This is a genomic window from Streptomyces mangrovi (assembly GCF_900114215.1).
Taxonomy (GTDB): Bacteria; Actinomycetota; Actinomycetes; order Streptomycetales; family Streptomycetaceae; genus Streptomyces; species Streptomyces barkulensis.
In genome coordinates this window covers 343,002-366,074 of sequence record NZ_FOSG01000005.1, presented here as the reverse complement: position 1 = coordinate 366,074, position 23,073 = coordinate 343,002, and the positions used below count along the sequence as shown (strand labels likewise).

The window sequence follows — 23,073 nt, the reverse complement described above, 5'->3', positions numbered from 1 at the left end:
TACCCCGCTCCGCCGGAGCGGCATCGTCACCGGGCGTGCCGGTACGGGGCCGGACTGTCGGCAGTGCCCGCTATGTTGGGCGCACGGACTGATCACCGACCGACCGCCCAGCCCCGCCCCACGTGGCGGCGGGGCGGAGGGCAGCAGGGGCAGGGGGCGCCATGACCGCCGTTTTCGAGATGAGCGCGCGTGTCGTACGGGCCGCGATGGACGTACTCGCAGGGCTGCCGGACGACCACGGGCTGGCGTTCGGAGAGGTGTGGCAGCGGGTCCAGAAGACGGATCCGTCGCTGGTGCCGGAGTGGGAGGCCGCGCTCCCCCCGCAGGCCACCGGACCCAAGACGAAACTGCGGTACGAGAGCATCAACCTGGTCAAGGCCGGCTGGCTGCGCAAGACGGGACGCGTATGGCGCCTCACCGGCCCGGGGCGGCTGGCGCTGGCCGAGTTCGCCGACGACCCGGTCGCCTTCCTGCGGCGGGCTTATGAGCGCTACGCCTACTGGGACCGGGAACGGCCCGCCTTCGACCGGGTCGAGGCGGTGCTGGGGGCGCTGGCCGACCTGGGGCAGTGGGTCCGGGCCGGGCAGCTCGCCCGCGCCGTCGGACTGGACAGGGGCTTTCTGCTGGTCTGGCTCCAGGGCTCCCGGCCGCGCGGCTGGCATCTGGTCCTGGGCGACGACGGGGAGGTCCCGGAGGAACTCGGTCTGGCGGACAGCGAGTACGACGGCTGGCGCACCTCCCTGGAACGCGACGCCGCCTACGACGCGGCGGCCTCCGGCGGGCACGCCGTACGGGCGCGGCTGGACAAGGAGATTCCGGCGGAGGAGCTTCAGCGGCAGGTGTCCGAAGCCGGACCCGAGGCGTCACCGGACGCGGACAGCCCCCGCCGGGCCTGGCTCATTCGCGGAGCCGACGCCAGGGGAGCGGCGCTGATCCGCGGGCTGTGGCGGGAGAGGAAGGTCTGCACCCTCCCCGCGGAACGCCTTCCGGGCCTCGGGGAGGGCGCCGCGACGGGGCTGATCAGGAACCTTGTCGACACCCACTACTCCGACCTGAGCCAGTCCCGGCGCAACGAGACGGCCACGGCCTTCCACACCTTCCTCTCGCGCATGCGGAAGGGCGACATCGTGGCTACCACCGATGGCGACCAGGTCTACCTGGGTACGATCACTGGCGAGACCGTACAGACGGTCACCGGCGGCGGCACCGTCCTCCAGCGGTCCGTGGATTGGAGCAACCTCGACAGCCCGCTGAGCCTGGCGGACCTGCCCAAGGCCCTGGCCGGGCCGCTGGGCAACCCGGGCGCCGGACTGGTGGAGATCTCCGAGTTCACCGGCGACCTGGAGGTGCTGCTCGACGAGGACCCCGAGCAGAGCCCGACGGGCGGCGCGGACGCCGCCGAGCTGCCGGACGCGACGGACGAGCTGGCCGGGAAGCTGACCATGCGGGACACCGAGTGGCTCCAGGACTGCGTGGAACTGCTGCGCGACCGCCCCCAGTTGATCCTGTACGGCCCGCCCGGCACGGGAAAGACCTTCACCGCGCTCGCCCTGGCCCGCCACCTCACCGGAGGCCGCGAGGCCAACGTCGCGCTGGTGCAGTTCCACCCCGCCTACTCCTACGAGGACTTCTTCGAGGGCTTCCGGCCGCGCGCCGTGCCCCTGACGCCGCGGGAGGGCACGGAGGCGAAAGGGAAGCCCGCGGCCGGGGACCTGTCGGACGCGGGGTCCGGCATCGTCTTCGACCTGGTGCCGGGCCCGCTGAAGACCATCGCCGAGAAGGCCCGCGACAACCCGGGCGAGAACTTCGTCCTGGTCATCGACGAGATCAACCGGGGGCACCTGGCCAAGGTCTTCGGCGAGCTGTACTTCCTGCTGGAGTACCGTGACGAGTTCGTCCAGCTGCTGTACGGATCCGACGAGGGGCGCCGCTTCTGGCTGCCGCGCAACCTGGTCATTCTCGGCACGATGAACACCACCGACCGCTCCATCGCCCTGCTGGACGCGGCCATGCGGCGCCGCTTCTCCTTCATGGAACTGCACCCGGCCAAGCCGCCGGTGGACACCGTCCTCGCCGACTGGCTGAAGAAGAAGAGTCTCCCCCAGGACGCGGCGCTGCTGCTCGACGCCCTCAACGGGCGCATCGAGCAGGCGGAGCTGGAGGACCGCGACTTCCGGATCGGCCCCTCCTATCTGATGCGGCCGGCCGTCCACACCACTCCCAAGGGACTGGACCGGGTCTGGAAGCACCAGATCCTCCCGCTGCTGAAGGAGCTCCACTGGGGTGACGAGGCGGTGGACGTCGAGGAGCGGTACGGCCTGGAAGCGCTGCGGAGGGAGACCGGGGTGACAACCGGTGCGGCCGTCCCGGCGGCCCGGGGGACCGGGGAGTGACAGCGCCCCGGCGCGGCGGTCCGTTCCCCGTCGAGCTGGCCGAGGGCGACGACTGGAGCACCTGGGCACTGACCACCGCACAGCTCGACACACTGCGCACCAGGGCCGAGAAGATCGTCGACATCCAGCCCGCCGAACGGGGATCCGAGGGGTGGCGGTGGCGGCTGAAGGCCAAGCGGACGGTCGGAACGGTGCGGTTCGGGTCCGGTGAGGACGCCGTCCAGCTGCGGATCACCCCCAAGGTGCCCGTCGACCGCCTGCTCCACCTGCTCGCCCACGCCCCGGACCGGGCGCGCTGGGACCACGGACTCGTCGACACGGCGGCCCGCGAGGAGCTCTTCCCCGCCGTCGCCCGCACCTTCGTCCGCACCGCCGAGCGCGCCCTGCGCCCCGGCCCGCTGTCGGGCTACCAGGGCCGGGAGGACACCTCCACGACCCTGCGCGGCAGACTCCGCGTGGCCGCCCAGCTGCGCCGCCGCCCCGGCCTCGCGCTCCCGCTGGAGGTGGCGTACGACGAGCACACCCCCGACATCCTGGAGAACCGGCTCCTGCTCGGTGCGGCCCGGCGGCTGGCCCGGCTGCCCGGTCTGGAACCGTCCGTGCGCTCCCGGCTCTGCGGGCTCGACGTCCTGCTCGACGGGGTCACCGCCCCCGCGCCCGGCGCCCGGCTGCCGGTATGGACCCCGACCAGGCTGAACGCCCGCTACGGCCCGGCTCTGCGGCTGGCCGAACTCGTGCTGCGCGGCGCTTCCTTCGAGTATGCCGACGGCCGGCGGGTCAGGGTGGACGGTCTGCTGCTGAACATGGAGAAGGTCTACGAGGACTTCCTGGCCGCCGCCCTCGGAGCCGTCCTGCAGCGCCGCGCCGGAGGGCGCCCCCAGCCCCATCCGCGCACGCACCACCTGGACGACCGTCGCGAGCACGTACTCCTGCCGGACCTGGTCCACCTGCTGCCGGACGACGGCGGCGCGCTGCGCCCCGCCGTCGTCGTCGATGCCAAGTACCAGGAGGGCTTGAGGCGGGAGAACCTCTACCAGATGCTGGCGTACTGCACCCGCTTCGGCCTCCACGAGGGTCATCTGATCTGTGTGGCGGGAGACGTGGACGGAACGGCCGTGCGCGTTCCGGCCCCCGGCGGCACGATCACCCTCCACCGGCACGTACTGGACCTGTCGCTGCCCCGCCAGGCGCTCACCGCCCGTCTGGACGACCTCGGCCGGACGATCCTCCGGGCGCGCACGCCCGCGGCCCGGCCGGGAGCATGAGCCGGTGCCCGGCGGTCTCTCCTCCTTCCGCCGCGGGATTCCGTTACCGCCTGCGGGCGTACGGGGTGATCGGGGAGAATCGGCGGTGATGTCCTCCCAGCACCACGGCCGGCACCACGGTTCCGGCCGGGCCGATCCGGCCGACTACGCGCCCTTCGCCCATCTGACCGTCCCCAACGCCGCCCTGTACCGGCAGGTGATGCGGACGTTCACCGCCGCCAAGGAGCGGTTCGCGGTGCATCTGCGGCCCGAGGACGTCCAGGCGGCGCTGGAGCCGGGGCCCGGGGAGCAGCCGGCCGACCTGGACACGGTGGTCAAGGCGCTGGACAGCCTCGTGGAGTGGGGCAATCTGCGGGCCGACCCCGACACCGCGCGGGTGACGGCGGTCGAGGACTTCTACCGCAAGCGGTTCATCTACCAGCTCACCCGGGCCGGCGAGGCGGCCGAGGCCGCGCTGGGAACGTACGACGAGGAGCTGGGGCGGCGCGGCGAGCTCCAGGCGGTGGCGCTGCATGACATCGTCACCCAGCTCCGGGCGCTGCTGGTGATCGCGGCCGAGGAGGAACCGGACCGGGCCAAGGCGTACCTGACCCTGTCCACCCTGACCGCGCGGTTCACCGATCTCGCCGAGAACGCGCGGGCGTTCATGGGGTCGCTGCAGCGCACCATCGACCTGCACGAGGTGGAGGTCGAGGCGTTCCTCGCCTACAAGGACCGGCTGATCGACTACCTGAAGCGGTTCATCCAGGACCTGATCACCCTCGGCGGCCTGATCGCCGCCCTGATCGGGGAGCTGGAGGAGCACGACCGCATACGCCCGCTGCTGCGGCTGGCCGCGGCCCGCGAGGCCGCCGACGCGGCACCGGACGAGGCCGAGCACGCCGAGCGGGCCGCGTACCGCAGATGGCGGGACCGCTGGTCGGGCCTGGCCGACTGGTTCGTCTCCGGGCATGGGCGCGAGTCGCAGGCCCGGCTGCTGCGCGGCCGGGCACTGGGGGCGATCCCGCAGCTCCTGGCCGTGGTACGGCGGCTCAACGAGCGGCGCGCCGGGCGATCGGACCGGTCGGCGGACTTCCGCACCCTCGCCCGCTGGTTCGCCGAGGCGCCCGACGACGCCGCGCGGCACCGGCTGTGGCGGGCGGCCTTCGGCCTCCACTCCTCCCGCCACCTCACCGTGGACGCCGACACCCTCGCGGCCCGCGCGGCCGACCAGGTACCGCCCACCACCGCCTGGGCGGAGGCAGAGCCGCTGCGCATCAGCCCGCAGCTGCGGCGCACCGGCAGCTACGAGCGGCGCGGCAAGCCCCGCAAGGTGGTCAGCCGCGCCGCCGACCGGGCGCGGCTGGCCGAGATCGCCGCCCGCCAGGCCGAGCAGACCGCGGCCGCCCGCGCCCGGCTGGCCACCGGCGGCGAGATCCGCCTCTCCCGGATCGGCGAACTGGACCCGGCCGCGTTCGGCCTGTTCCTGCGGCTGCTCGGCGACGCCCTGGCCACCTGGCGGCCCGGCATCTCCTCCACCACGGCCACCAGCGGCGACGGCTCCCTGGAGATCCGGCTCACCGCCCTGGCGGACGGTACGACGGCCGAGATCCCCACCCCGGACGGGACGTTTTGCGGCCCCGACCACCTCGTCGAGATCACCGATCTCACCGACACCGACCGCACCGTCCCCGCCGGGAAGGAGGCCCACCGGTGACCACCCCGCTGGCCGAGGTGCTCGACGGACAGCGCGCCGCGAACCTCCGCAAGGCCGCCCGCGCCCTGCTGAAGGAGCCGCTGCTGACCGCCGACGGCCCCCGCGGCGACGAGTTCCGCCTGGTGCGGCAGTACGCGGCGGAGCTGCGCGAGTGGTTCGACCGCAACACCGGCTGGCCGCTGCGGGTGGACGCCGACGCCGCCCGGCTGCGCAAGACTCCCGGCACCCTGGACGATCCCACCCACCCCGCGCGCGAGGCCGGCCGGGCCGCGCAGCCCTTCACCCGCCGCCGCTACGTCCTGCTGTGCCTGGCACTGGCCGCGCTGGAGCGGGGCGAGGCGCAGGTCGCGCTCGGCCGGCTGGCCGAACAGGTGGTGCTGGACGCCGCCGACCCCCACCTGGCCGCCGCCGGGATCGCCTTCACCCTGGAGAAGCGCGACGAGCGCAGCGACCTGGCGGCCGTGGTGCGGGTGCTGCTGCGCCTGGGCGTGCTGCGGCGGGTGGCGGGCGACGAGGACGCCTACGTGGCCGGGGCGGGGGACGTGCTCTACGACGTGAAACGGCGGGTGCTGGCCGGGCTGCTCGCCACCCGGATCGGCCCCTCGATGGTCACCGCCGCCGGTTTCGAGGACCGCCTGGCTAAGCTGACCGCCCAGTCCGCGCTGGACAGCGACGAACTCAGGTTCCGCGCCATCCGCTGGAAGCTCACCCGCCGCCTGCTGGACGACCCGGTGCTCTACTACGACACCCTCACCGAGGAGGAGCTGGCCTACCTCACCCGCCAGCGCGGCTTCCTCACCGCCCGGATCGCCGAACTGACCGGCCTGGTGCCCGAGGTGCGGGCCGAGGGCATCGCCATGGTCGACCCCGACGACGACCTCACCGACGCCCGTATGCCCGAGCAGGGCACCCACGGGCACATCACCCTGCTGCTCGCCGGGCACCTGGCCGCCGCCGGCGGGCCGGTGGGCCGGGACGAACTGGAGCGGCGGGTGCGCGAACTGGCCGCGGAGCACGGCGGCTTCTGGTCCAGGTCGGCCCGGGAGCCGGGCGCGGAGGCCGAACTGGTGGAGCGGGCGCTGGCCAGGCTCACGGCGCTCGGCCTGGTGACGGTCACGGGCCGGGAGGCCGTACCGCGCCCGGCACTGGCGCGGTACGCGGTCGGCGAGCCCGTGGTGAAGGAACCCGGCCCCCGCAGGGCGGCGGGGACGAAGGCAAGTGAAAGGCGGCCCACGCGGTGAACCCCCCGAATTCCCTGCCCACTCCCGCCCCCGGACGCTGGAAGCCCCTGCGCATCGGGCTCGTCGACCTCTTCCACTACGACGTGGAGGAGTTCTGGTTCCGCGACGGCCGGCTGCTGCTGCGCGGCAACAACGGCACCGGCAAGTCGAAGGTGCTGGCCCTGACCCTGCCGTTCCTGCTGGACGGCGACCTGTCGGCGCGCCGTGTGGAACCCGACGGCGACCCGGGCAAGCGCATGGAGTGGAACCTGCTGCTCGGCGGGCAGCACCCGCACCCCGAGCGGCTCGGCTACACCTGGGTCGAGTTCGGCCGCCTGGACGAGACGGGCCAGGCCCGGTACCGCACCCTGCTGTGCGGGCTGAAGGCGGTCACGGGCCGGGGTATCGCCCGCCACTGGTTCGCCATCACCGACCAGCGTGTCGGCGCGGAGCTGACCCTGCTGGACGCCACCGGCACCGCGCTGTCCCGCGACCGGCTCGCGGAGGCCCTCGCCGGGCGGGGCATGGTGTACGACACGGCGAAGGCGTACCGCAGAGCGGTCGACGAGGCGCTGTTCGGCCTCGGCGAGCGCAGGTACGCGGCCCTGGTCGACATGCTGATCCAGCTGCGCCAGCCGCAGCTGTCCAAACGGCCCAGCGAGACGGCCCTCTCCCGCGCCCTGACGGAGGCGCTGCCGCCCATGGACCAGGCCGTCGTCGCCGATGTGGCCGAGGCGTTCCGGTCGCTGGAGGAGGAGAAGGAGGAGCTGCGGGCGGCGACCGAGGCCGAGCGGGCCTCCTCGGCGTTCCTCGGCCACTACCGGCGCTACGCGAAGGTCGCCGCCCGCCGCCGGGCCCGCCTGCCCCGCACCGAGCACGCCCGCTACGAGAGGCTTCAGCGCGACCTGGCCCAGGCGCAGGCCGAGCGGGAGCGGGCGGAGGCGGACCGCGAGGCCGCGGCCGGACGGATCGCACAGCTGGAGGAACGCGCGGCCCGGCTCGCCGCACAGCAGGAGGCCCTGCGCACGGGCCCGGAGATGAGGGACGCGCGAGCCCTGGAGCAGGCCGCCGCCGACGCCCGCCGCACGGCCGACGAAGCGGAACGGGCGGAGGCGGACCGGCGGCAGGCCGCCGAGACGCACACCCGGGCCCTGGGGCGGCTGGCGACGGCCGGGAACCGGCTGGCCGCGGCCGAGCGGTCGCTTCAGGAGATCCGCACCCGCGTCGGCGAGGCGGCCGTGGCCGCCGGGCTGGACGGCGAGGTGCGCACCGCGGGCGCGCCCGGGTCCGAACTGCGCCGCGCGGCCGAGGAGGCACTGGCCCGCGGGCGGCGCGCCGTCGAGCACGTGGAGGAGCTGGCGGCACGCGCCGAGCGCGCGGAGGAAGGGCGCCGGACGGCCCTGTCGCGCGCCGACGAGGCGGACAGGGACCTCGTCCACGGCACCGGGGAGCTGGCCCGCGCCGAGGAGAGGGTGGCCGAGGAGGGGCGGGCACTGGTCGGCCGCGTGCGCGAGTACGCCGCCGGGTGCACCGAGCTGGAACTTCCCGGTCTGCCCGGCCTGCTGGACGGGACACAGGAGTGGGCGGCCCGGCTGGACGGCCCCGAGCCCGCGCGGCAGGCGGCCGCCGCCGCGCACCGCGCCCGGGCGGCACACCTGGCCGACCGGGCGGCGGAACTGGCCCAGCGGCTTCGTACGGCGCGCAGCCGCGCCGCGGAGGCGGAAGCGGAGCTGGCCGCCCTGGAGGCGGGACGCCAGAGCGGCCCCCGGGCCCCGTACACCCGCACCCCCGGCGCCAGGGACCGGGCGGCCGGCGCGCCGCTGTGGCGGCTCGTCGACTTCCGCCCGCAGGTCGCGGAGGCCGAGCGCGCGGGCCTGGAGGCGGCCCTGGAAGCATCCGGCCTGCTGGACGCCTGGGTGCGCCCGGACGGTGCCGCGGTCCTCGCCGACGGCCACGACGTCCTGCTGGCGCCCGCGCCGGTTTCCGGGGCCCCGGCCGCCGGGCCCACCCTCGCCGACGTACTGCGCCCGGCCCCGGACCACGGCGACGCCCGGGCCGCCGGAGTGGGGGAGGAGACCGTGGCGCGGTTGCTGGCCGCGATCGGACTGGGCGGGAACCCCGGCACGGACCCGGGAGGCAGCGGTGCGAGTGACACCTGGGTGTCGCCGGACGGCCGCTTCCGGACCGGCGCGCTGACCGGGAGCTGGAGCAAACCGGCCGCCGAGTACGTGGGCGAGGGCGCCCGTGAGGAGGCCCGCCGCGCCCGTATCACCGCCCTGCGGGGCGAACTGTCCACTGTGCGTGAGGAGTCGGCCGCACTGGAGGAGGCGTCCCGCGCGGTGGCGGAGCGCCGCCGCGTACTGGACGCCGAACTGTCCGCCTTCCCCGGCGACGACGATCTGCGCCGGGCCCACGCGCTGGCCGCCGCGGCCGGCGACACGGTCCGCCGGGCCCGCACCCGCCACGAGGAGCGCTCCGCCGAACTGGCCGCGGCGGCCCGTCGGGCGGAGCAGGCCGCGGCCGAACTCACCGAGACGGCCGCCGCCGTCCAACTGCCCGCCGACCGCACCGGGCTCGCGGCCGTCCGCCAGGCCCTCGCCGACCTCACCGCCCACCTCGCCGCCCTGTGGCCCGCACTGCGGGAGCACACCGACGCCGAGAGCGCCGTCTCCGAGGAACGGGCCGAGGCGGAGCGGGCCGGGGAACGGGCCGCCGAGCTGGCCCTGCGCACGGAGGAGGCGGCGCGGCAGGCCGCCGCGGCCGACGAGCACCACACCACCCTGCGCTCCACCGTCGGCGCCGCCGTCGCCGACCTGCAGCGCCGGCTGGCCGAGACCGTCGAGGCGGCGCGGCTGTGCGGGCAGGAGCAGAAGCGGGCCGACCAGGAGCACCGGCAGGCGGACGGCCGCGCCCACCGCGCCGAAGGACGCATCGAACAGCTGGAGGAGGACGTCACCGAGGCCGCGGCGGCCCGGGACCGGGTCGTCGCCGCGCTCCAGCGGTTCGCGGCGACCGGACTGCTGGCGGTGGCCCTGCCCGGCATCGAACAGCCGGAGGCCGACGGCGGACCGTGGGCGGCGACCCCGGCCGTCGTACTGGCCCGCGCAGTCGAGTCCGAACTCGCCGGTACCGACGACTCCGACGGCGCCTGGGAGCGGGTGCAGAAGCGGCTGAGCGAGGAGCTGACCAGACTCCAGGACGCGCTGTCGAGGCACGGGCACACCGCCTCGGCCCACAGCGGCGAGGACGGCATGGTCGTCGACATCGTCTACCAGGGGCGCGAACGCGCCGTGCCGGAACTCGCCGAGGCGCTCGCCGCCGAGGTGGAGGAGCTGACCCGCATCCTGTCCGCGCGCGAACGGGAGATCCTGGAGACCCACCTCATCACCGAGGTCGCCGGCACCCTCCAGGAGCTGATCGGCACCGCCGAGCGGCAGGTGCGGGCCATGAACGCCGAACTGGAGGAGCGGCCGACCTCCACCGGCATGGTGCTGCGCCTGGTGTGGCGGCCCTCGCGGAAGGCGCCGCCCGGGCTCGCCCAGGCCCGCGAAAGGCTGCGCCAGTCCGCCGACGCCTGGTCGCCGGAGGACCGGGCCGCGGTCGGCGGGTTCCTCCAGGAGCAGATCGCGCGCCGGCACGCCGACGACAGCTCCGGCAGCTGGCTGGAGGACCTCACCGCGGCCCTCGACTACCGCACCTGGCACGAGTTCGGCATCGAACGCCACCAGCACGGCAGATGGGTCCCGGCCACCGGGCCCGCCTCGGGCGGGGAGCGGGTGCTGGCGGCGTCGGTGCCGCTGTTCGCCGCCGCGTCCGCGCACTACGCCAGCGCCTCCGTACCGCACGCCCCGCGCCTGGTCACCCTGGACGAGGCGTTCGCCGGCGTGGACGACGACTCGCGCGCCAAGTGCCTGGGGCTGCTGCACGCCTTCGACCTGGACGTGGTGATGACCAGCGAGCGCGAGTGGGCCTGCTATCCGCAGGTGCCGGGCGTCGCCATCGCCCAGCTCTCGCGCGTCGACGAGATCTCCGCGGTCCTGGTGACCCGCTGGGAGTGGGACGGAACGCGGAGGTCGCGGGGCGCGGACCCGCAGGCGTACGGCGGGCCGGAACACGCCTCCCCGGACGCCGGCCCCGCAGGTACGGCCGGTGCCCCCGTCACCGCGGGTACGGCCGGCACCGGGAAGCCCACGGCCCAGGACTCCCTGTGGACATGACCCCACGCCCCGAGCGGGTCGACACCGCCCGCCTCACCCGCCTGCTCGGCGCACCCGAACTGGCCTGGCTCCTGGACCGCGCCCGGCACCGGATGGCCCGCGGCCGCCCCCTGACCGGCGCGGTCACCCTGACCGGTCCCGACCAGAACCAGCGGGCGGCGGTGGAGCGCCTGCTGGGCCGCGCCCCGCGCGGCGGCCGGTCCCTGACGGTGCGCCTGGAGACGGTGGACGAGATCCTGCGCCGCTCCGGCGCCAGCCCGGACGGGCTGGCCGCCGCCGTGACCGCCCTGACCGGCCCCGTGGCCCGGCTCGACGAGACACGCCGGGCCGAGGCGGCGGCCTGGGAGGAGGCCCACGCACCGCTCGGCGAACTCGGCGCCGCCCGCCCCGAACTGGCCGACTGGGCCGCCCGGGTGCGCGCGGAGGGCCTGGCCCGCCGTCTGGCCCGGACCCCGAAGGCGGCCCGCGAACTCCTGGCAGACGCGGCGGCGGCCCTGCGGGCGCTGCCCGCCGACCCCCCGGTCTCCCTGGCGGCCTTCGCCGCCAGGACCCTCGGCAGCGCCCACGCCCTGGACGACGGCAGACCGCTCGCCACCCTCGTACTGTCCGGAACACGCGCGCTGACCGGCTTCGCCGACGGCTCCGGCGCCCGGTGGCGGCGCGAGGCATGGGCCTCGGCGGGACTGCTGAAGGACGAGCTGTCCTCCACCGTCCTCACCCTCAATCTGCGCGGCACTCCGGCGCTGGACTGGTCGGCCGATGCGGGCGAGCCCGCCGTCCTCACCCTGCGCCAACTGGCCCGCGACACCTCCTTCGTACCGCACGCGGCCGCCGGGCGCGTCCACGTCTGCGAGAACCCGGCCGTGATCGCGGCGGCGGCCGACGCCCACGGCCCCGGCTGCCCGCTCATGGTCTGCCTCCAGGGCCAGCCCTCGGCCGCCGCCCTCACCCTGCTGCGCCGCCTGCACGCCCGGGGCGCCCAACTCCTGTACCACGGCGACTTCGACTGGGGCGGGCTGCGCATCGCCGCCGCGCTGGCCCGCGCCGTTCCATGGCGGCCCTGGCGCTACACCGCCGCCGACTACCGCGCCGCCGCCACCACCGCACCCGGACTCCCCGCCCTGACGGGCACTCCCGCCGAGTCCCCCTGGGACCCGGACCTGTCCGGCGCCCTCGCCGGGCTCGGCGTGCGCGTCGAGGAGGAGACGGTCCTCGACAACCTGCTCTCCGACCTCGCGGACCTCGCACCGACTCCGTGAGGCCCGCGGCCGGTGGGCGGTCCCTGGGAGCCCGGTTCCCCGACCTCCGGGCGTTTTCCGGCACGTCGGGGCCGACCCACGTCGAGCTGGAGGACGCCCTGAAGGCTGCCCGGTTCGATCTGTGGCACGACGAGGAGTCCTGCCGGTTCTTCCCCGAGGCGCCCGCCCCGCGGCTCTCCCGGACCTCCACGGGGACGCACACGAGCCTCCGCCGCCCGCCCCCGCCGCACGCGGACAGACCGGAGACCCGCACGGAACCGTCCGCGACCGCCTGACGCGGAGCGCCCGGCGCGGCGGGTTCCTGGCCCTGACGGTCAAGGTCCACCGGCTGCCGGGCGCGGCCGAGCACGGGCAGGACTGGCAGACGGTCCTGCGCGCGGACGCCGCATCGTCCCCGGGCCGCGTCAAGCCGGGCCTGGCCACATTCGTCCGCGCCGTCTGGCAGCGGGTGGAGGAGCACCTCACAGCCCGCTGCGCCGCGTCGCGCACGGCCCTCTTCCTCCACGACGCGGGTCTGGTGGCCCGCTACTGGGACGAGGGCGGGCGCATCCTGCTGGTCCGCCTCCAAAGCGCGGCCCGCCGCCCGGCGCAGGACCCGCACGGCCTGTGGCTGCTGTGCCCGGTGGAGGCCCGCATCCAGGTGCCGCACCTGAACGGGCGGATCGTCGAAGCGGTCCCCGGCGACGGCGAACTGGCCTACCTGGACGGCGCCTTCCTGTCCTCGCAGGCCTCTGCGTGACGTAGCCCGACGGCGGGGGAGCGGTTCGCAGACGCACATGTCGACGGGGCTGCCGGCACTCCCGCTGGCGTCGTACGCCTCCGACGGGAAGGAGACCGCCTACCGGCCTCGACGGGAGCGGGTGTGATCCTTCCGACGTTTGAGGAACCTCGACGCCCGTGCCTCAACGTCTGTGGTCCGAACCGGTCGGCCGCCCGGCCGCACTGGCCCGAAGTGGCCTTCATCCCGGTGGATCAACCTCCTACAGTCCTCCGACTGTGTGCCTGTTCGCACACGTTTCGTGACCGATCGCGTCGAGAGGACGTGCTGGTTCGTGTTCTTACGTGGAACCGCATCCCGCAGAGGACCCCGATCCCGTTCCGTGCCCCGGACGGCCGCCGGGGCCGCTCTGCTCCTGGTCGCCGAGACCGTGCTCCTGGCGGGCGGTTCGGCGGCCGCCGCGCCGGCCCCCGAGCCGGGCGCCCCGCCGAAAGCGGTCACCGCTCCGTCCGAGGCCGACATCCTCGCCTCCGACATGGCCTGGGCTGCCCGGCATGCCAAGGGCTCCAAGGCGTGGGCGATCACCGAGGCGAAGAAGACCGGCAAGAAGGTCGTGGCCCACGCCGAGACCACGGCCACCACCCGCACCACGGCCAACCCGGACGGGACGCTGACCACCGAGCTGACCTCCGGCCCCGAGCGGGTCTGGCAGGACGGCAGGTGGCACAAGGTCGATGTCACCCTCACCGCCGCCGACGGGGACGTGCGGGCCAAGCGGCACCCCAACGGGTTGCGTCTGGCCGGCCGGGGCGGCACGGTGGCGAAGTCCCTGAGCGCCGCCCGGAACGCCCCCGCCCGTGATCTGGTCACCCTCGGCAGCGGTGACCAGGCGGTGACGCTGCAGTGGAAGGGCGGACTGCCCGAGCCCGAACTGGACGGCACCACGGCCCGCTACAAGAACGCGGTGCCCGGCGCCGATGTGATCGTCGAGGCCACCCGGACCGGCTTCGAGCAGTTCGTCGAGATCGAGAGGAAGCCGACCGCCGGCGACTACTCCTACACCCTCCCGGTCAAGGCCGAGGGGCTGAAGGCCAGGGCGAACAAGGACGGCTCGGTCACCTTCACCGACACCGGGACCGGCGAGGCCCGGGCGACCATGCCCGCCCCGGTGATGTGGGACGCGTCGGTGGACGAGCGCTCCGGGGAGCACACCCGCCGGGCCCGCGTCGACATGGAGGTCGTGGAGCGAGGCAAGGGCCGGATCGACCTGGTCGTCACCCCCGACGCCGGCTTCCTCGCCGACCCGGCCACGAAGTACCCGGTGACCGTGGACCCCTCCACCTCAGCCCTGTCCAACACCTTCGACACCTACGTCCAGCGCGGCGAGAGCGTCGACTGGTCCACCGACACCGAGCTCGACCTCGGCAACCCGGGCACCACCAACCCCGACGGCACCTACCGCACCGCCCGCTCGTTCATCACCTGGAACACCACACCGATCCAGGACGCGCTGATCATCGACACCAACCTGGCGCTGTGGAACTTCCACTCAGGCAACACCGACTGCTCCACGCAGTCCTGGACGGTCTGGGACACCGGCGCCCCCTCCACCTCCTCGCGCTGGACCAGCCAGCCCGCCTGGAACCAGCAGTACCACTCCTCCACCCAGACCCGCGGCAACCCCGGCTGCACCGGATCCCAGCCCGACGGGTGGATCAACGCCGACGTCGACACCCTCGTGCAGAGCTGGGCCTCGGCCAAGGCCACCCGCGGCCACATGGGCCTGCGCGCCGCCACCGACGACGTCCGGGCCTGGAAGCGGGTCAACTCCGCCGACAACGCGGCCAACCAGCCCAGGCTCACCGTCACCTACAACTACCGGCCCTCCGACGGCACCGACCGCCAGGCCGGCGGGCCGTTCAAGTCCTACGCCGGGGTGTGGGCGGTCAACACCACGACCCCGACCCTGCGCGACACCTTCACCGACCCCGACGGCGACACCGTCACCGGCACCTTCCAGGTCTACGACGCCGCCACCGACACTCCCATCACCACCCCGGCCGGGGAGGGCCTGCTCGTCTCCGGCTACGGCGAGCAGGGCGAGCCCGTCTCCGTCACCGTCCCGGCCGGACAGCTCCAGGACGGAAAGACCTACAAGTTCCGCACCAACGCCTACGACGGCACCCACTACAACCTCTCCTGGTCCTCCTGGACCCACTTCGTCGTCGACACCACCGCACCCGACGCACCGGCGAGCGTGACCTCCGCGACGTATCCGGAGAACTGGGGCGGCGGCTCCGCCGGAACCCCGGGTGTCTTCGACGTCACCACCGGTGCCGACGACGCCTACGAGGTGCGGTACCGCCTCGACCCGTACGAGGACGATGCCCCCGACCACGGCTGGTCCGCCGTCAGAACCACCACCGGCGCTCTGAAGACCATGGCGGTGGACGCGTCGTACACGGTGACACCGGCCGCGGACGGCAACCACCTGGTGCAGACCCGCACCGTGGACAGGGCAGGGAACGCCGGTCCGATCAAGGACTACGGCTTTGTTGCGGGGAACCGTGACTACAACCGCGAGCAGAAGATCGACATCAAGCTGCCGCAGCCCGATCTGGGCGCCGCCTATCCGGAGCAGACCGACCCGCCGCAGCCCGCCCCGGGCTGGAAGGGGGGAGTCGCACCCCGCACCATCGACAGAGGCGACGGCTCGAAGGTGATCATCACTCCGAAGGCGGAGCAGTCACTGGCGGGCACGCGCAAGGCGGCGAGGGCGCTGAGGACCCTGGCCCCCGAATACCCGGACCCGATCGTCACCGCACCCTGGTGCCAGCCCGACCTGTACGGCGATGCGCAGAAATCCCTGATGACGCGCAACGAGGCCTGCGTGTTCCTGGACCTGACGTTCATCTGGGAGAGCAAGCCGATCACCGGTGTCGAGACGATCAGCTACAGCGCCAGCTTCGAGGTCGCCTACCAGGTCAAGACCCACCCGAAGAGCGGGGACCTCAAGACCTGGATCCAGCTGAATCCGGTTAGGAACACCTTCCCGGCCCAGGACCGCTCGGTGCTGTTCGGCGCCGGTGACCCCGAGGCGCGCCTCGACTCGATGATGTGCCTCGACTTCGACCCCGACACCAAGGAGTGCGACGACGGCGTCGAACTGAAGAACTACGACTTCTACGGCACCCTCGCCTGGAAGGGAGGCATGAACGGAGGCGAACCGAACGACACGCACATGGCGACCGGCACCGCGGACCACAAGTGGGACGGCGAGGTCAGGAACGCTTCCGGTGGCCGGGACGTCGACCTGTCGATGAACTTGCCGGTCTACTTCGCGGGGGCCACCCAGACCGACGTCGAGCCGCCGCCGGCCCCGGACGGGCGCAAACGTGAATGGGTGGACGGTGCCGACCGGCCCTGGCGTATCCCGACCCAGGTGGACGTGCGCTGCGACAAGGTGGCCGCGAACGGCCTGCCGGGCTGTGTGATGCCGAAGTACTACCCGGAGTACAAGATCCACACGGCGCGGTTCCCGGCCGCGGCGGCTCATGTGTGGATGATCCAGAACAAGTCGAAGCCGTCGAAGGGCCTTGGAGCGAGCGTCGACAGGCCGCTGCACTACCTGTCGACGAAGGCGCGCACCTCGTCCGGATGGGACCGGGACGACAACCGGGAAAGGGTGATGTGCCCCAAGTACACGGGTAAGCGCGCCGACGGCTGGGTGCCGAAGAAGAGGTTCGTCAAGCACTCCTGGACCGCGCCCCATCCGGAACTCGGCCCAGGTGGCCCGACCCCGCCCGTGGACTCGATCAGCTGCGACGAGTTCCCGTTCTCGGCGACCTACGAGTCTCCCGGTGTGCCGAGTGCGAACGGCGGCCGGATGCCCGCAGGGGTGAACGGCGGAGGCGAGTGCATCCAGACCGTCGCGGCCAGAACCGACGACGGCAGCGAACACCTGCTGGACGACACCCGCTACGACCCGCCGACGTGGGACGAGACATGCGGCAGGTCGTCGATGTCCGGGTATGTCAACACCGGCTCGATGCAACCGTTCAGCAACACCTTCACCGGCAGGTTCCGAATGCTCGACGGAGACGCCTACACAGTCGATCCGGGCCGCGCCTGGTTCGAGAACTGCGACCCGGCGACGGCCGAACTCGTCTGCGAGATGACCAAGCCCTGACCCGGAAGAACCGGCCGGGCCCCACCCCTTGTCCCGGAGGTGCGGGCCCGGCCGCTCAGTGGAGCGGTGTCCAGTGCTCGAAGGCCTCGTCCATACCCGGGTGGTCCGGGTTCTCCCACACCAGGCAGCCGTATACGATGCCCGGCACATCAGGCCCCATCAGGTCGGCCGGTCCCACGGTCAGGGTGCGGTGGACGGCTTCGAGGTAGGCGGCGACCGACGGGTGGCGCGGCTCGGACACCTCCGGTCCGGCCATCGTCGACCAGTGACCGACACCGCCGGAGCCGGCGTACTGGCCGAACTCGGGGCCGGCCTCGTCCGGGGTGAGCCACGGAACCACCCGGGCTCCGTTCCAGTAGTCCGGCCGACCGGGCTCCGGAAGTCGCGGGCGCACCGCCTCCCGCGGAGGCAGCAGCACCCCGTCCGGCAGAAACGCACCGGAGCCGACCTCCCCGTGCTCCTCGTTCTCCTCGATGTACTGGTGCTCCACGCCGCCGCACAGCCGCCACAGCGCGACCAACTCCGCGGGCAGCCCGTACCCGGCGTACCGCGTCAGCAGGGAGTCGGCGGCGGCGATGTCCTCCTCCCCGGCCGGCGGCAGGAGGGAGGCGTGGGAGACGGGGGCGTGCTCGGCAAGCCAGCCGGTCAGGGCCTGCCAGGCCGCTGTGACCTGTTCGGTTCCACCGTGCGGTTGGACTGACATTCGGCCACCTTACAAAGGCTGGGCATCCTGCCTCCGAACTCTCACAACACACGGCCCGCCTCGGACGGGTGCGGGCGCGGATCGTGACCCGGACGGGACCTTCGGCGCCGCCCGTGGCGGTGTCGGCCTCAGGGCGCGAGGACGGTCAGCCGCAGCAGTGTGACCGGGCCCAGGAGCACGGGGAGCGCGTACCACCACCGGCGCAGCCGCCCGGCCCTCACGAACCTCCGGGTCAGCAGCATGGAGACGCCGGTGACCAGCAGCGCCGACCTCGCGGCGAAGCCGGAGTGGGCGACGGCATCCGGTCTTCCGTCCGTCCCGCGCCGGGGCGGGGAAGGCACGCTACCGCCCACCTCGATACCCCTTCACCCGGTCGGATCCGGTCTCGTGTCCCGCAGTAGCGTAAGCATCCGGTAGCGGACTGTGAACCGAGCAGGGAAGGGGAGCGGCGCGTGTCGTTCGATGACGAGTGGGCGCAGTTGGTGGCGAAGGCCAGTCAGGAACGTTCTGCGCAGACACGGTTGAACCGACTCGACGGCGGGGGTGGCGGAGACGGTGGCGGTCAGGGCGGCCTCACCGTCAAGCAGGACGACCTCGGACTGATCGGCCGCGCCGCGCACGGACTCCACACCGGCCTGAAGGCGGACGGCAAGCATCCCGTATCGGCCGGCAAGAGCGCCGGCACCCAGTTGAGCGGGGACAACTTCACCTCGGGCGCCGCGCTGTCCAAGGTCGCGGAGACCTGGGAGACGCAGGTCGGCACGTTGCTGGAGGCCTGCGCGCACATCTCCAACCACCTGGACTTCTCCTCCAGGAGCTACGGAGCGGAAGAGGAGAAGATCGAGACCGGGATGCGCAACCTCCAGGGACAGCTGATGAACCCGTCCCGCATCAGCGACTACTACCGCTGACGGACCCGGCAGGAGGAAGCAGGCAGGAATGGGACCGAAGTTCGAGGACGTGCTGCACGTCCGGCTGGGCAAGCTCGGTGATGCGGTCACGGACTGGACGACGACCGTCACCAAGCTGGAGAAGCTGTCAGACGAAGCCAGGAACGACATGAAGGCGAAGTCGGACAAGGCGGACTGGGAGGGGGAGAACGCCGCCGTCACGCGGACGTTCGTGGACAAGACCGTCAAGGAGTTCCAGGACGCGGTCACCCAGGCGACCAGCATCCGTGACGTCCTGCGGGACGGCCACGACACCATCAAGGCGGCCCGGGACGACCTGAAGCGGATCGTCGACAACCCCCCGGAGGGTGTGACCGTCTGGCCCAACGGCGTCGTCGCCCGCTCCGTGCATCCCGACCGGCGCGGCGAGGGCAACACCGACCCCGGGCCCACGCAGGAGACGTTGAACTCCGTGCGGGACCAGATCAGCCAGGCGGTCGACAAGGCGAGCCAGGCGGACGAGACGATGGCCGCCGTACTGCGGTCCCTCGTCGCCGGGCACCCGTACGACTTCGGCAGCGACAGTTACTCCTCCCTGCGGGACTACCGGGACCAGCAGGGTGTCAAGGAGGCCGAGAAGGCTCTTGAGATGGCGTCCAAGGGATCGTCCATGACGGACGCCGAACTCAAGCGGTTCAACGATCACGTGGCCGAGAACATGGACAACCCGGCCTTCGCCGAGCGGTTCGCGACCGGCATGGGCGGCAAGGGTTTCCTGGAGTTCTACGCGAACCTCAACGACCCCCGGCAGGGCGGTCCCTTCAGCGACGAGCGGATCGAGGAGCTGAAGGAGGCACAGGAGAATCTCAGCGTCGTCCTGGCCGAGGCGTCGCACAGCGACAGTCCCGCCATGCGGGCGTGGAAGAAGGAGGTCATCGAACTCGGGCCCAGGCAACTGGACATCCCCACCCAGGGCAATCCGTACGGCTTCCAGGTCATGAGCAACCTGATGCACCACGGCACGTACGACAAGGACTTCCTCAACGACTACGGCGACGCCCTGGTCGAGCGGGAGAAGGAGATGGGCCTGCCGAGAGGCCACTGGCAGGGCCTCACCTCCGGGCACACCATCCTCAACCCGGGCGGCGCCGACAACGACCTGGGCCGAGACCCGATGACCGGCTTCATGACGGCGCTCAGCCGCAACCCCGAGGCGTCCACCGAGTTCTTCACCTCCACGCACCCGCAGGACAACGCCCAGTACGTGCTCGAGGAACGGGAGGGTTTCCCCGACGGCATCGGGCAGGACCCGCCCTTCGCGGCCCGCGAGGCCATCGGCGACGCGCTCTTCGCGGCGGCCACCGGCATCGACCCCCACGACGACACAGCGGCCTTCGTGCCGCACACGGACCAGCACGGCGCGGTCCTGGAGCGTTCACTGAAGTACCTGTCGGCGACGGGCGACGACTTCCCGCCGGAGATCCGCGACGACATGGCCAAGGTCCTCGCCAACCACTCGGACACCGTGCACCAGGCGGCCAGCAGCCTCGACCCGTACGAGAGCCCGCTGGACAGGAAGCAACTGCTGGAGGTCAGCAAGCAGGTGTCCCGCGACCAGGAGGCGTACGGAATCCTCAACGAGGGGTTGCTCCGGGAGATGGGCCGGGACATCAACGTGGGCACTCCCGATGACCCGAAGGAGACCCTGCTGCGCGCCGGCCACACGACCGGATTCCTCGAAGAGGCCCGCTACCAGGCTCTGGACACCGACAAGGACGACCCCTCCTGGGACGCCAAGTGGGGCTACCACCTCGTCGGCGGTGCGGCGAACTTCATCCCCGTCGTCGGCGACGCGGCCCAGCGCGGTGTGGACGCGATGGCGTACTCCTGGCAATTGGAGGAGCAGAGGCGCATCGACGACGAGATCAGCCGGGAGAACGGGGAGAACTTCCGGGTGCGCGAGATACAGCTCAAAGCACTGGCGCAACTGTGGGCCGAAGCCAACCCCGACCACCCTGACGCGGGAACGGAATACAGTCTGCAGCACGAGATAGGCGGAGCGGCGTACGACGGGAACAACCGTGCCAAGGGGCTGGCGGGGAAGAATGGGGACTAGCGGAATGTATCGCGGGCCGAGGACGACGGCGCTGTCCGCAGTCGTTCTGGTGGCGTCCCTGTCCGCGTGCGGCGGCTCGGAGGGCTACACGGTGCCGCAGGAGGTCTGCGGCAGGAAGATCGACCCCGGACTTCTGCGTCCGCTGCTGCCGGAGGGCGAGAAGTTCGAGGCGGAGGTGACCCCCATCGGGGACGACATGACGAGATGCCTGTTGTCCGTCGACGGGCGGACGGAACTGGGCATCCGCGAATACCGGGACGGTGGGGAGATCGACGCCATGAAGTTCGCGGCGGAGAATCCCAGTCGTTTCGTCAACCCGAAGAAGGCGTCCTTCGGCGCGGACACGGTCGTCTCTGACGGCATGGCGCTCTCGGTCAACCCGTGCACGTATCAGGGGAAGGAAGGCCACTACATCCTGGACGTCTCCGTCGAGCGCTTCGACGTGTCCGAGCCAGACGGCTGGCGTGAGGAGCTCGAACGCTTCGCCGAGGCGTACCTGCCAGTGGGCATGGAGGAGACGGGCTGTGAGGAGTAGCCGCGGTGCGTGCCGCCGGGGCGGTGGCGGAGGGGGCGCCGTACGGCGCCCCCTCCGCCGTATGCGGGGGCTTCGGCGAAGGGCGGCGGCTGGCAGGATTGGGGCCGAGCCGCAGGGCATGCGGGGACGGCGCGGCGGAGCGAGAAGGAAACGGACTGTGACGGAGACGACGGCCGGTGCGGACACCGGCGTGGACGCCGGTGTGGACAGGGGAGCCCTGCTCAAGGACCTGAAGCGGCAGGTGACCGCCCTGGAGGACGACCTGCGCGAACGCGCCGGGTCCGAGGAGTTCCACACCCGCCTGGAGGGCGAGTACCGCAAGGCCAGGGAGGCGCCGCGCGGCGGCCCCTTACGGGATGTGGCGCGACGAGCGGGTGCGGCAGTCGGCCGCCGCCTGGGTGCTCGGGTGCGTCTTCGTGCGGTTCTGCGAGGACAACGGGCTGATCGACGAGCCGTTCATCGCCGGCCCCGGCGAACGGCTGGCCGAGGCCGAGGCCCGGCACTGGAGCACTGAGCGGATCGTTCCGCTGCTCGCCGGACTGCGTGAGGTCATGCCGTGGGCCAAGCAGTGGCACGGCGAGTACGACGACGAGTGGGGCGACGTACCAGCGGACGAGCTGGAGGCGGAGTACGAGAACCTGCTCCGCAGGAATCAGGTGGGCGAGCAGGAGTTGGCTGCCTGGCGTCCGGTGAGGAAGCAGCGCGGACGTAAGCCGGCCAGGAAGGCCGCGCCGGACGGGGAGTAGCCCCGAACGGTTGGTGGGGCGGCGCGTATACGCGCCGCCCCACCAACCGTTCACGGGTTCAGGGACGTGAGCCCGCCGCGTGGGTGGTGAAGGCCGACCAGGCGGCAGGGGACACGGACAGCGGCTGCCGCTGCGTGTCCTTGGAGTCCCGGACGAGGACCGTCGCAGGCTGTACCGCCACCTCGACGCAGTCGCCGCCCCCGCCGCCGCTGTAGCTGCTCTTGAACCAGTGCGGTTCAGTGGTGCTCATAGCGCTCCTCGCATCTGCTCCAGCAGGCTCGTGGTGGCCTGGTGGCTCAGAGCCTGTGAGCGCATCTTGCCATAGCGCTGGAGCATGGCACTGACGGCTTTCGGGTCGGTGATCAGCGCACTGCTGTCGTGCGCTTCGACGTATCCGACCCATCGGTTGTCCGCCGTCTCAGCCAGGCGCATCGGCCCCTCGAATCCCGAGTGGTCCTCCTGCCGCAGCGGCATGATCTGGATCTCCACGTTGCGGCGGCGTCCCTGTTCCAGAAGGTGATCGAGAAGGGTCCGTGTGGTGTCGGGACCTCCGAAGTGGCGTTCCAGGAGCGCCTGTTCGATCACGAAGGAGAACATCGTGTCCGGGCGTTCCACGATTAGTTGCTGCCTGGCCAGACGAGCCGCCACCTGGCGTTCGAAGACGTCCTCCGTCAGGAGTGGAAGGCGGCGCTCGAAGATCGCCCGGATGTAGGGTTCCGGCTGCAACAGCCCAGGGATGACGCTCGACTCGTACGTGTACAGCGACAGCGCCTCCTCCTCGATACCGGCCCACTGGTGGAACCACGAGGCGAGGCCCGCCCGCCGGGTCAGGCTGCGGGCGGCCGCCGCGAGGACGCGGGCGGCGATGGGGCCGAGGGGATCCTCCGCGCGTGCGACGAGGTCCCTGGGCGGGAACCGCTTGCCCTGCTCGATCTTGGCGACGTAGTGCGGGGAGTACCGGACGCGCGGGGCGAACTCCTCCTGCGTCAGCCGTGCTTCCTCCCGCAGGACCTTCAGTACGGCCCCGAAGGTCTTGAGGCTGTCGGACAGCTCCAGCCCGCCGTTCCCACCGCCGTTTCCGCCGTTCCCGGCTCCGCCGTCGTTGTCCGCCGCCATGGAAAACCGC

Annotated in this window: 16 protein-coding genes; 12 read left to right on the top strand and 4 right to left on the bottom strand. The window is 72.7% G+C overall.

The window, feature by feature from the left end:
• Window positions 1–161: 161 nt before the first annotated feature.
• The 8 genes from BM237_RS10010 to BM237_RS09975 all read left to right on the top strand — a co-directional run bounded on the left by BM237_RS10010 (window position 162) and on the right by BM237_RS09975 (window position 16,957).
• Window positions 162–2,393 carry an McrB family protein gene (locus tag BM237_RS10010; protein WP_093849187.1) on the top strand — a complete coding sequence of 744 codons (2,232 nt, stop codon included), beginning with the start codon at window positions 162–164 and terminating at the stop codon, window positions 2,391–2,393.
• The gene (locus tag BM237_RS10005; RefSeq protein WP_093849186.1) at window positions 2,390–3,658 is read left to right on the top strand and encodes an McrC family protein; all 1,269 of its coding nucleotides are present in this window, start codon (window positions 2,390–2,392) and stop codon (window positions 3,656–3,658) included. The genes BM237_RS10010 and BM237_RS10005 overlap by 4 nt, the downstream gene beginning before the upstream one ends.
• Before the next feature lie 88 nt (window positions 3,659–3,746).
• Window positions 3,747–5,354, top strand: a complete 1,608-nt coding sequence (locus BM237_RS10000; RefSeq protein ID WP_093849185.1) for a TIGR02677 family protein — start codon at window positions 3,747–3,749, stop codon at window positions 5,352–5,354.
• Entirely contained in the window at window positions 5,351–6,595 is a 1,245-nt protein-coding gene (locus tag BM237_RS09995) for a TIGR02678 family protein (protein WP_093849184.1), read from the top strand. Before BM237_RS10000 ends, BM237_RS09995 begins: the two co-directional genes overlap by 4 nt.
• The gene (locus BM237_RS09990) at window positions 6,592–10,791 is read left to right on the top strand and encodes a TIGR02680 family protein (protein ID WP_093849183.1); all 4,200 of its coding nucleotides are present in this window, start codon (window positions 6,592–6,594) and stop codon (window positions 10,789–10,791) included. Before BM237_RS09995 ends, BM237_RS09990 begins: the two co-directional genes overlap by 4 nt.
• Window positions 10,788–12,050 carry a TIGR02679 family protein gene (locus BM237_RS09985; protein WP_093849242.1) on the top strand — a complete coding sequence of 421 codons (1,263 nt, stop codon included), beginning with the start codon at window positions 10,788–10,790 and terminating at the stop codon, window positions 12,048–12,050. Before BM237_RS09990 ends, BM237_RS09985 begins: the two co-directional genes overlap by 4 nt.
• Before the next feature lie 121 nt (window positions 12,051–12,171).
• The gene (locus BM237_RS09980; protein ID WP_093849182.1) at window positions 12,172–12,789 is read left to right on the top strand and encodes a hypothetical protein; all 618 of its coding nucleotides are present in this window, start codon (window positions 12,172–12,174) and stop codon (window positions 12,787–12,789) included.
• 514 nt (window positions 12,790–13,303) lie between these two features.
• Window positions 13,304–16,957 carry a DNRLRE domain-containing protein gene (locus BM237_RS09975; RefSeq protein WP_093849241.1) on the top strand — a complete coding sequence of 1,218 codons (3,654 nt, stop codon included), beginning with the start codon at window positions 13,304–13,306 and terminating at the stop codon, window positions 16,955–16,957.
• Between the two features lie 55 nt (window positions 16,958–17,012).
• Here the strand turns inward: BM237_RS09975 and BM237_RS09970 are convergent, their stop codons facing one another.
• Together BM237_RS09970 and BM237_RS09965 are read right to left on the bottom strand one after the other, a co-directional pair.
• Window positions 17,013–17,660 carry an SMI1/KNR4 family protein gene (locus tag BM237_RS09970; RefSeq protein WP_093849181.1) on the bottom strand — a complete coding sequence of 216 codons (648 nt, stop codon included), beginning with the start codon at window positions 17,658–17,660 and terminating at the stop codon, window positions 17,013–17,015.
• A 128-nt stretch (window positions 17,661–17,788) separates the two neighbouring features.
• On the bottom strand, window positions 17,789–18,001 hold the full coding sequence (locus tag BM237_RS09965) for a hypothetical protein (RefSeq protein WP_093849180.1): 213 nt from the start codon (window positions 17,999–18,001) through the stop codon (window positions 17,789–17,791).
• A 111-nt stretch (window positions 18,002–18,112) separates the two neighbouring features.
• On the opposite strand from BM237_RS09965, the gene BM237_RS09960 reads away from it, so the two are divergent.
• The 4 genes from BM237_RS09960 to BM237_RS29825 all read left to right on the top strand — a co-directional run bounded on the left by BM237_RS09960 (window position 18,113) and on the right by BM237_RS29825 (window position 21,947).
• Window positions 18,113–18,571 (top strand): hypothetical protein, encoded by a 459-nt coding sequence (locus BM237_RS09960; protein ID WP_139238085.1) that lies wholly within the window; start codon window positions 18,113–18,115, stop codon window positions 18,569–18,571.
• 28 nt (window positions 18,572–18,599) lie between these two features.
• Complete coding sequence (locus BM237_RS09955) at window positions 18,600–20,666, top strand: DUF6571 family protein (RefSeq protein ID WP_093849178.1); 2,067 nt, start codon at window positions 18,600–18,602, stop codon at window positions 20,664–20,666.
• Window positions 20,667–20,715: 49 nt separating this feature from the next.
• Complete coding sequence (locus BM237_RS09950) at window positions 20,716–21,201, top strand: hypothetical protein (protein WP_093849177.1); 486 nt, start codon at window positions 20,716–20,718, stop codon at window positions 21,199–21,201.
• Between the two features lie 356 nt (window positions 21,202–21,557).
• A complete protein-coding gene (locus BM237_RS29825; RefSeq protein ID WP_245793520.1) occupies window positions 21,558–21,947 on the top strand; it encodes a DUF7008 domain-containing protein in 390 nt (129 codons plus the stop codon).
• 58 nt (window positions 21,948–22,005) lie between these two features.
• Here BM237_RS29825 and BM237_RS09940 read toward each other — a convergent pair whose 3' ends face one another.
• Entirely contained in the window at window positions 22,006–22,197 is a 192-nt protein-coding gene (locus BM237_RS09940) for a DUF397 domain-containing protein (RefSeq protein ID WP_093849176.1), read from the bottom strand.
• Window positions 22,194–23,063: a helix-turn-helix domain-containing protein gene (locus BM237_RS09935; protein ID WP_245793519.1), complete on the bottom strand. Its 870-nt coding sequence runs from the start codon at window positions 23,061–23,063 to the stop codon at window positions 22,194–22,196. The genes BM237_RS09940 and BM237_RS09935 overlap by 4 nt, the downstream gene beginning before the upstream one ends.
• Window positions 23,064–23,073: the final 10 nt, after the last annotated feature.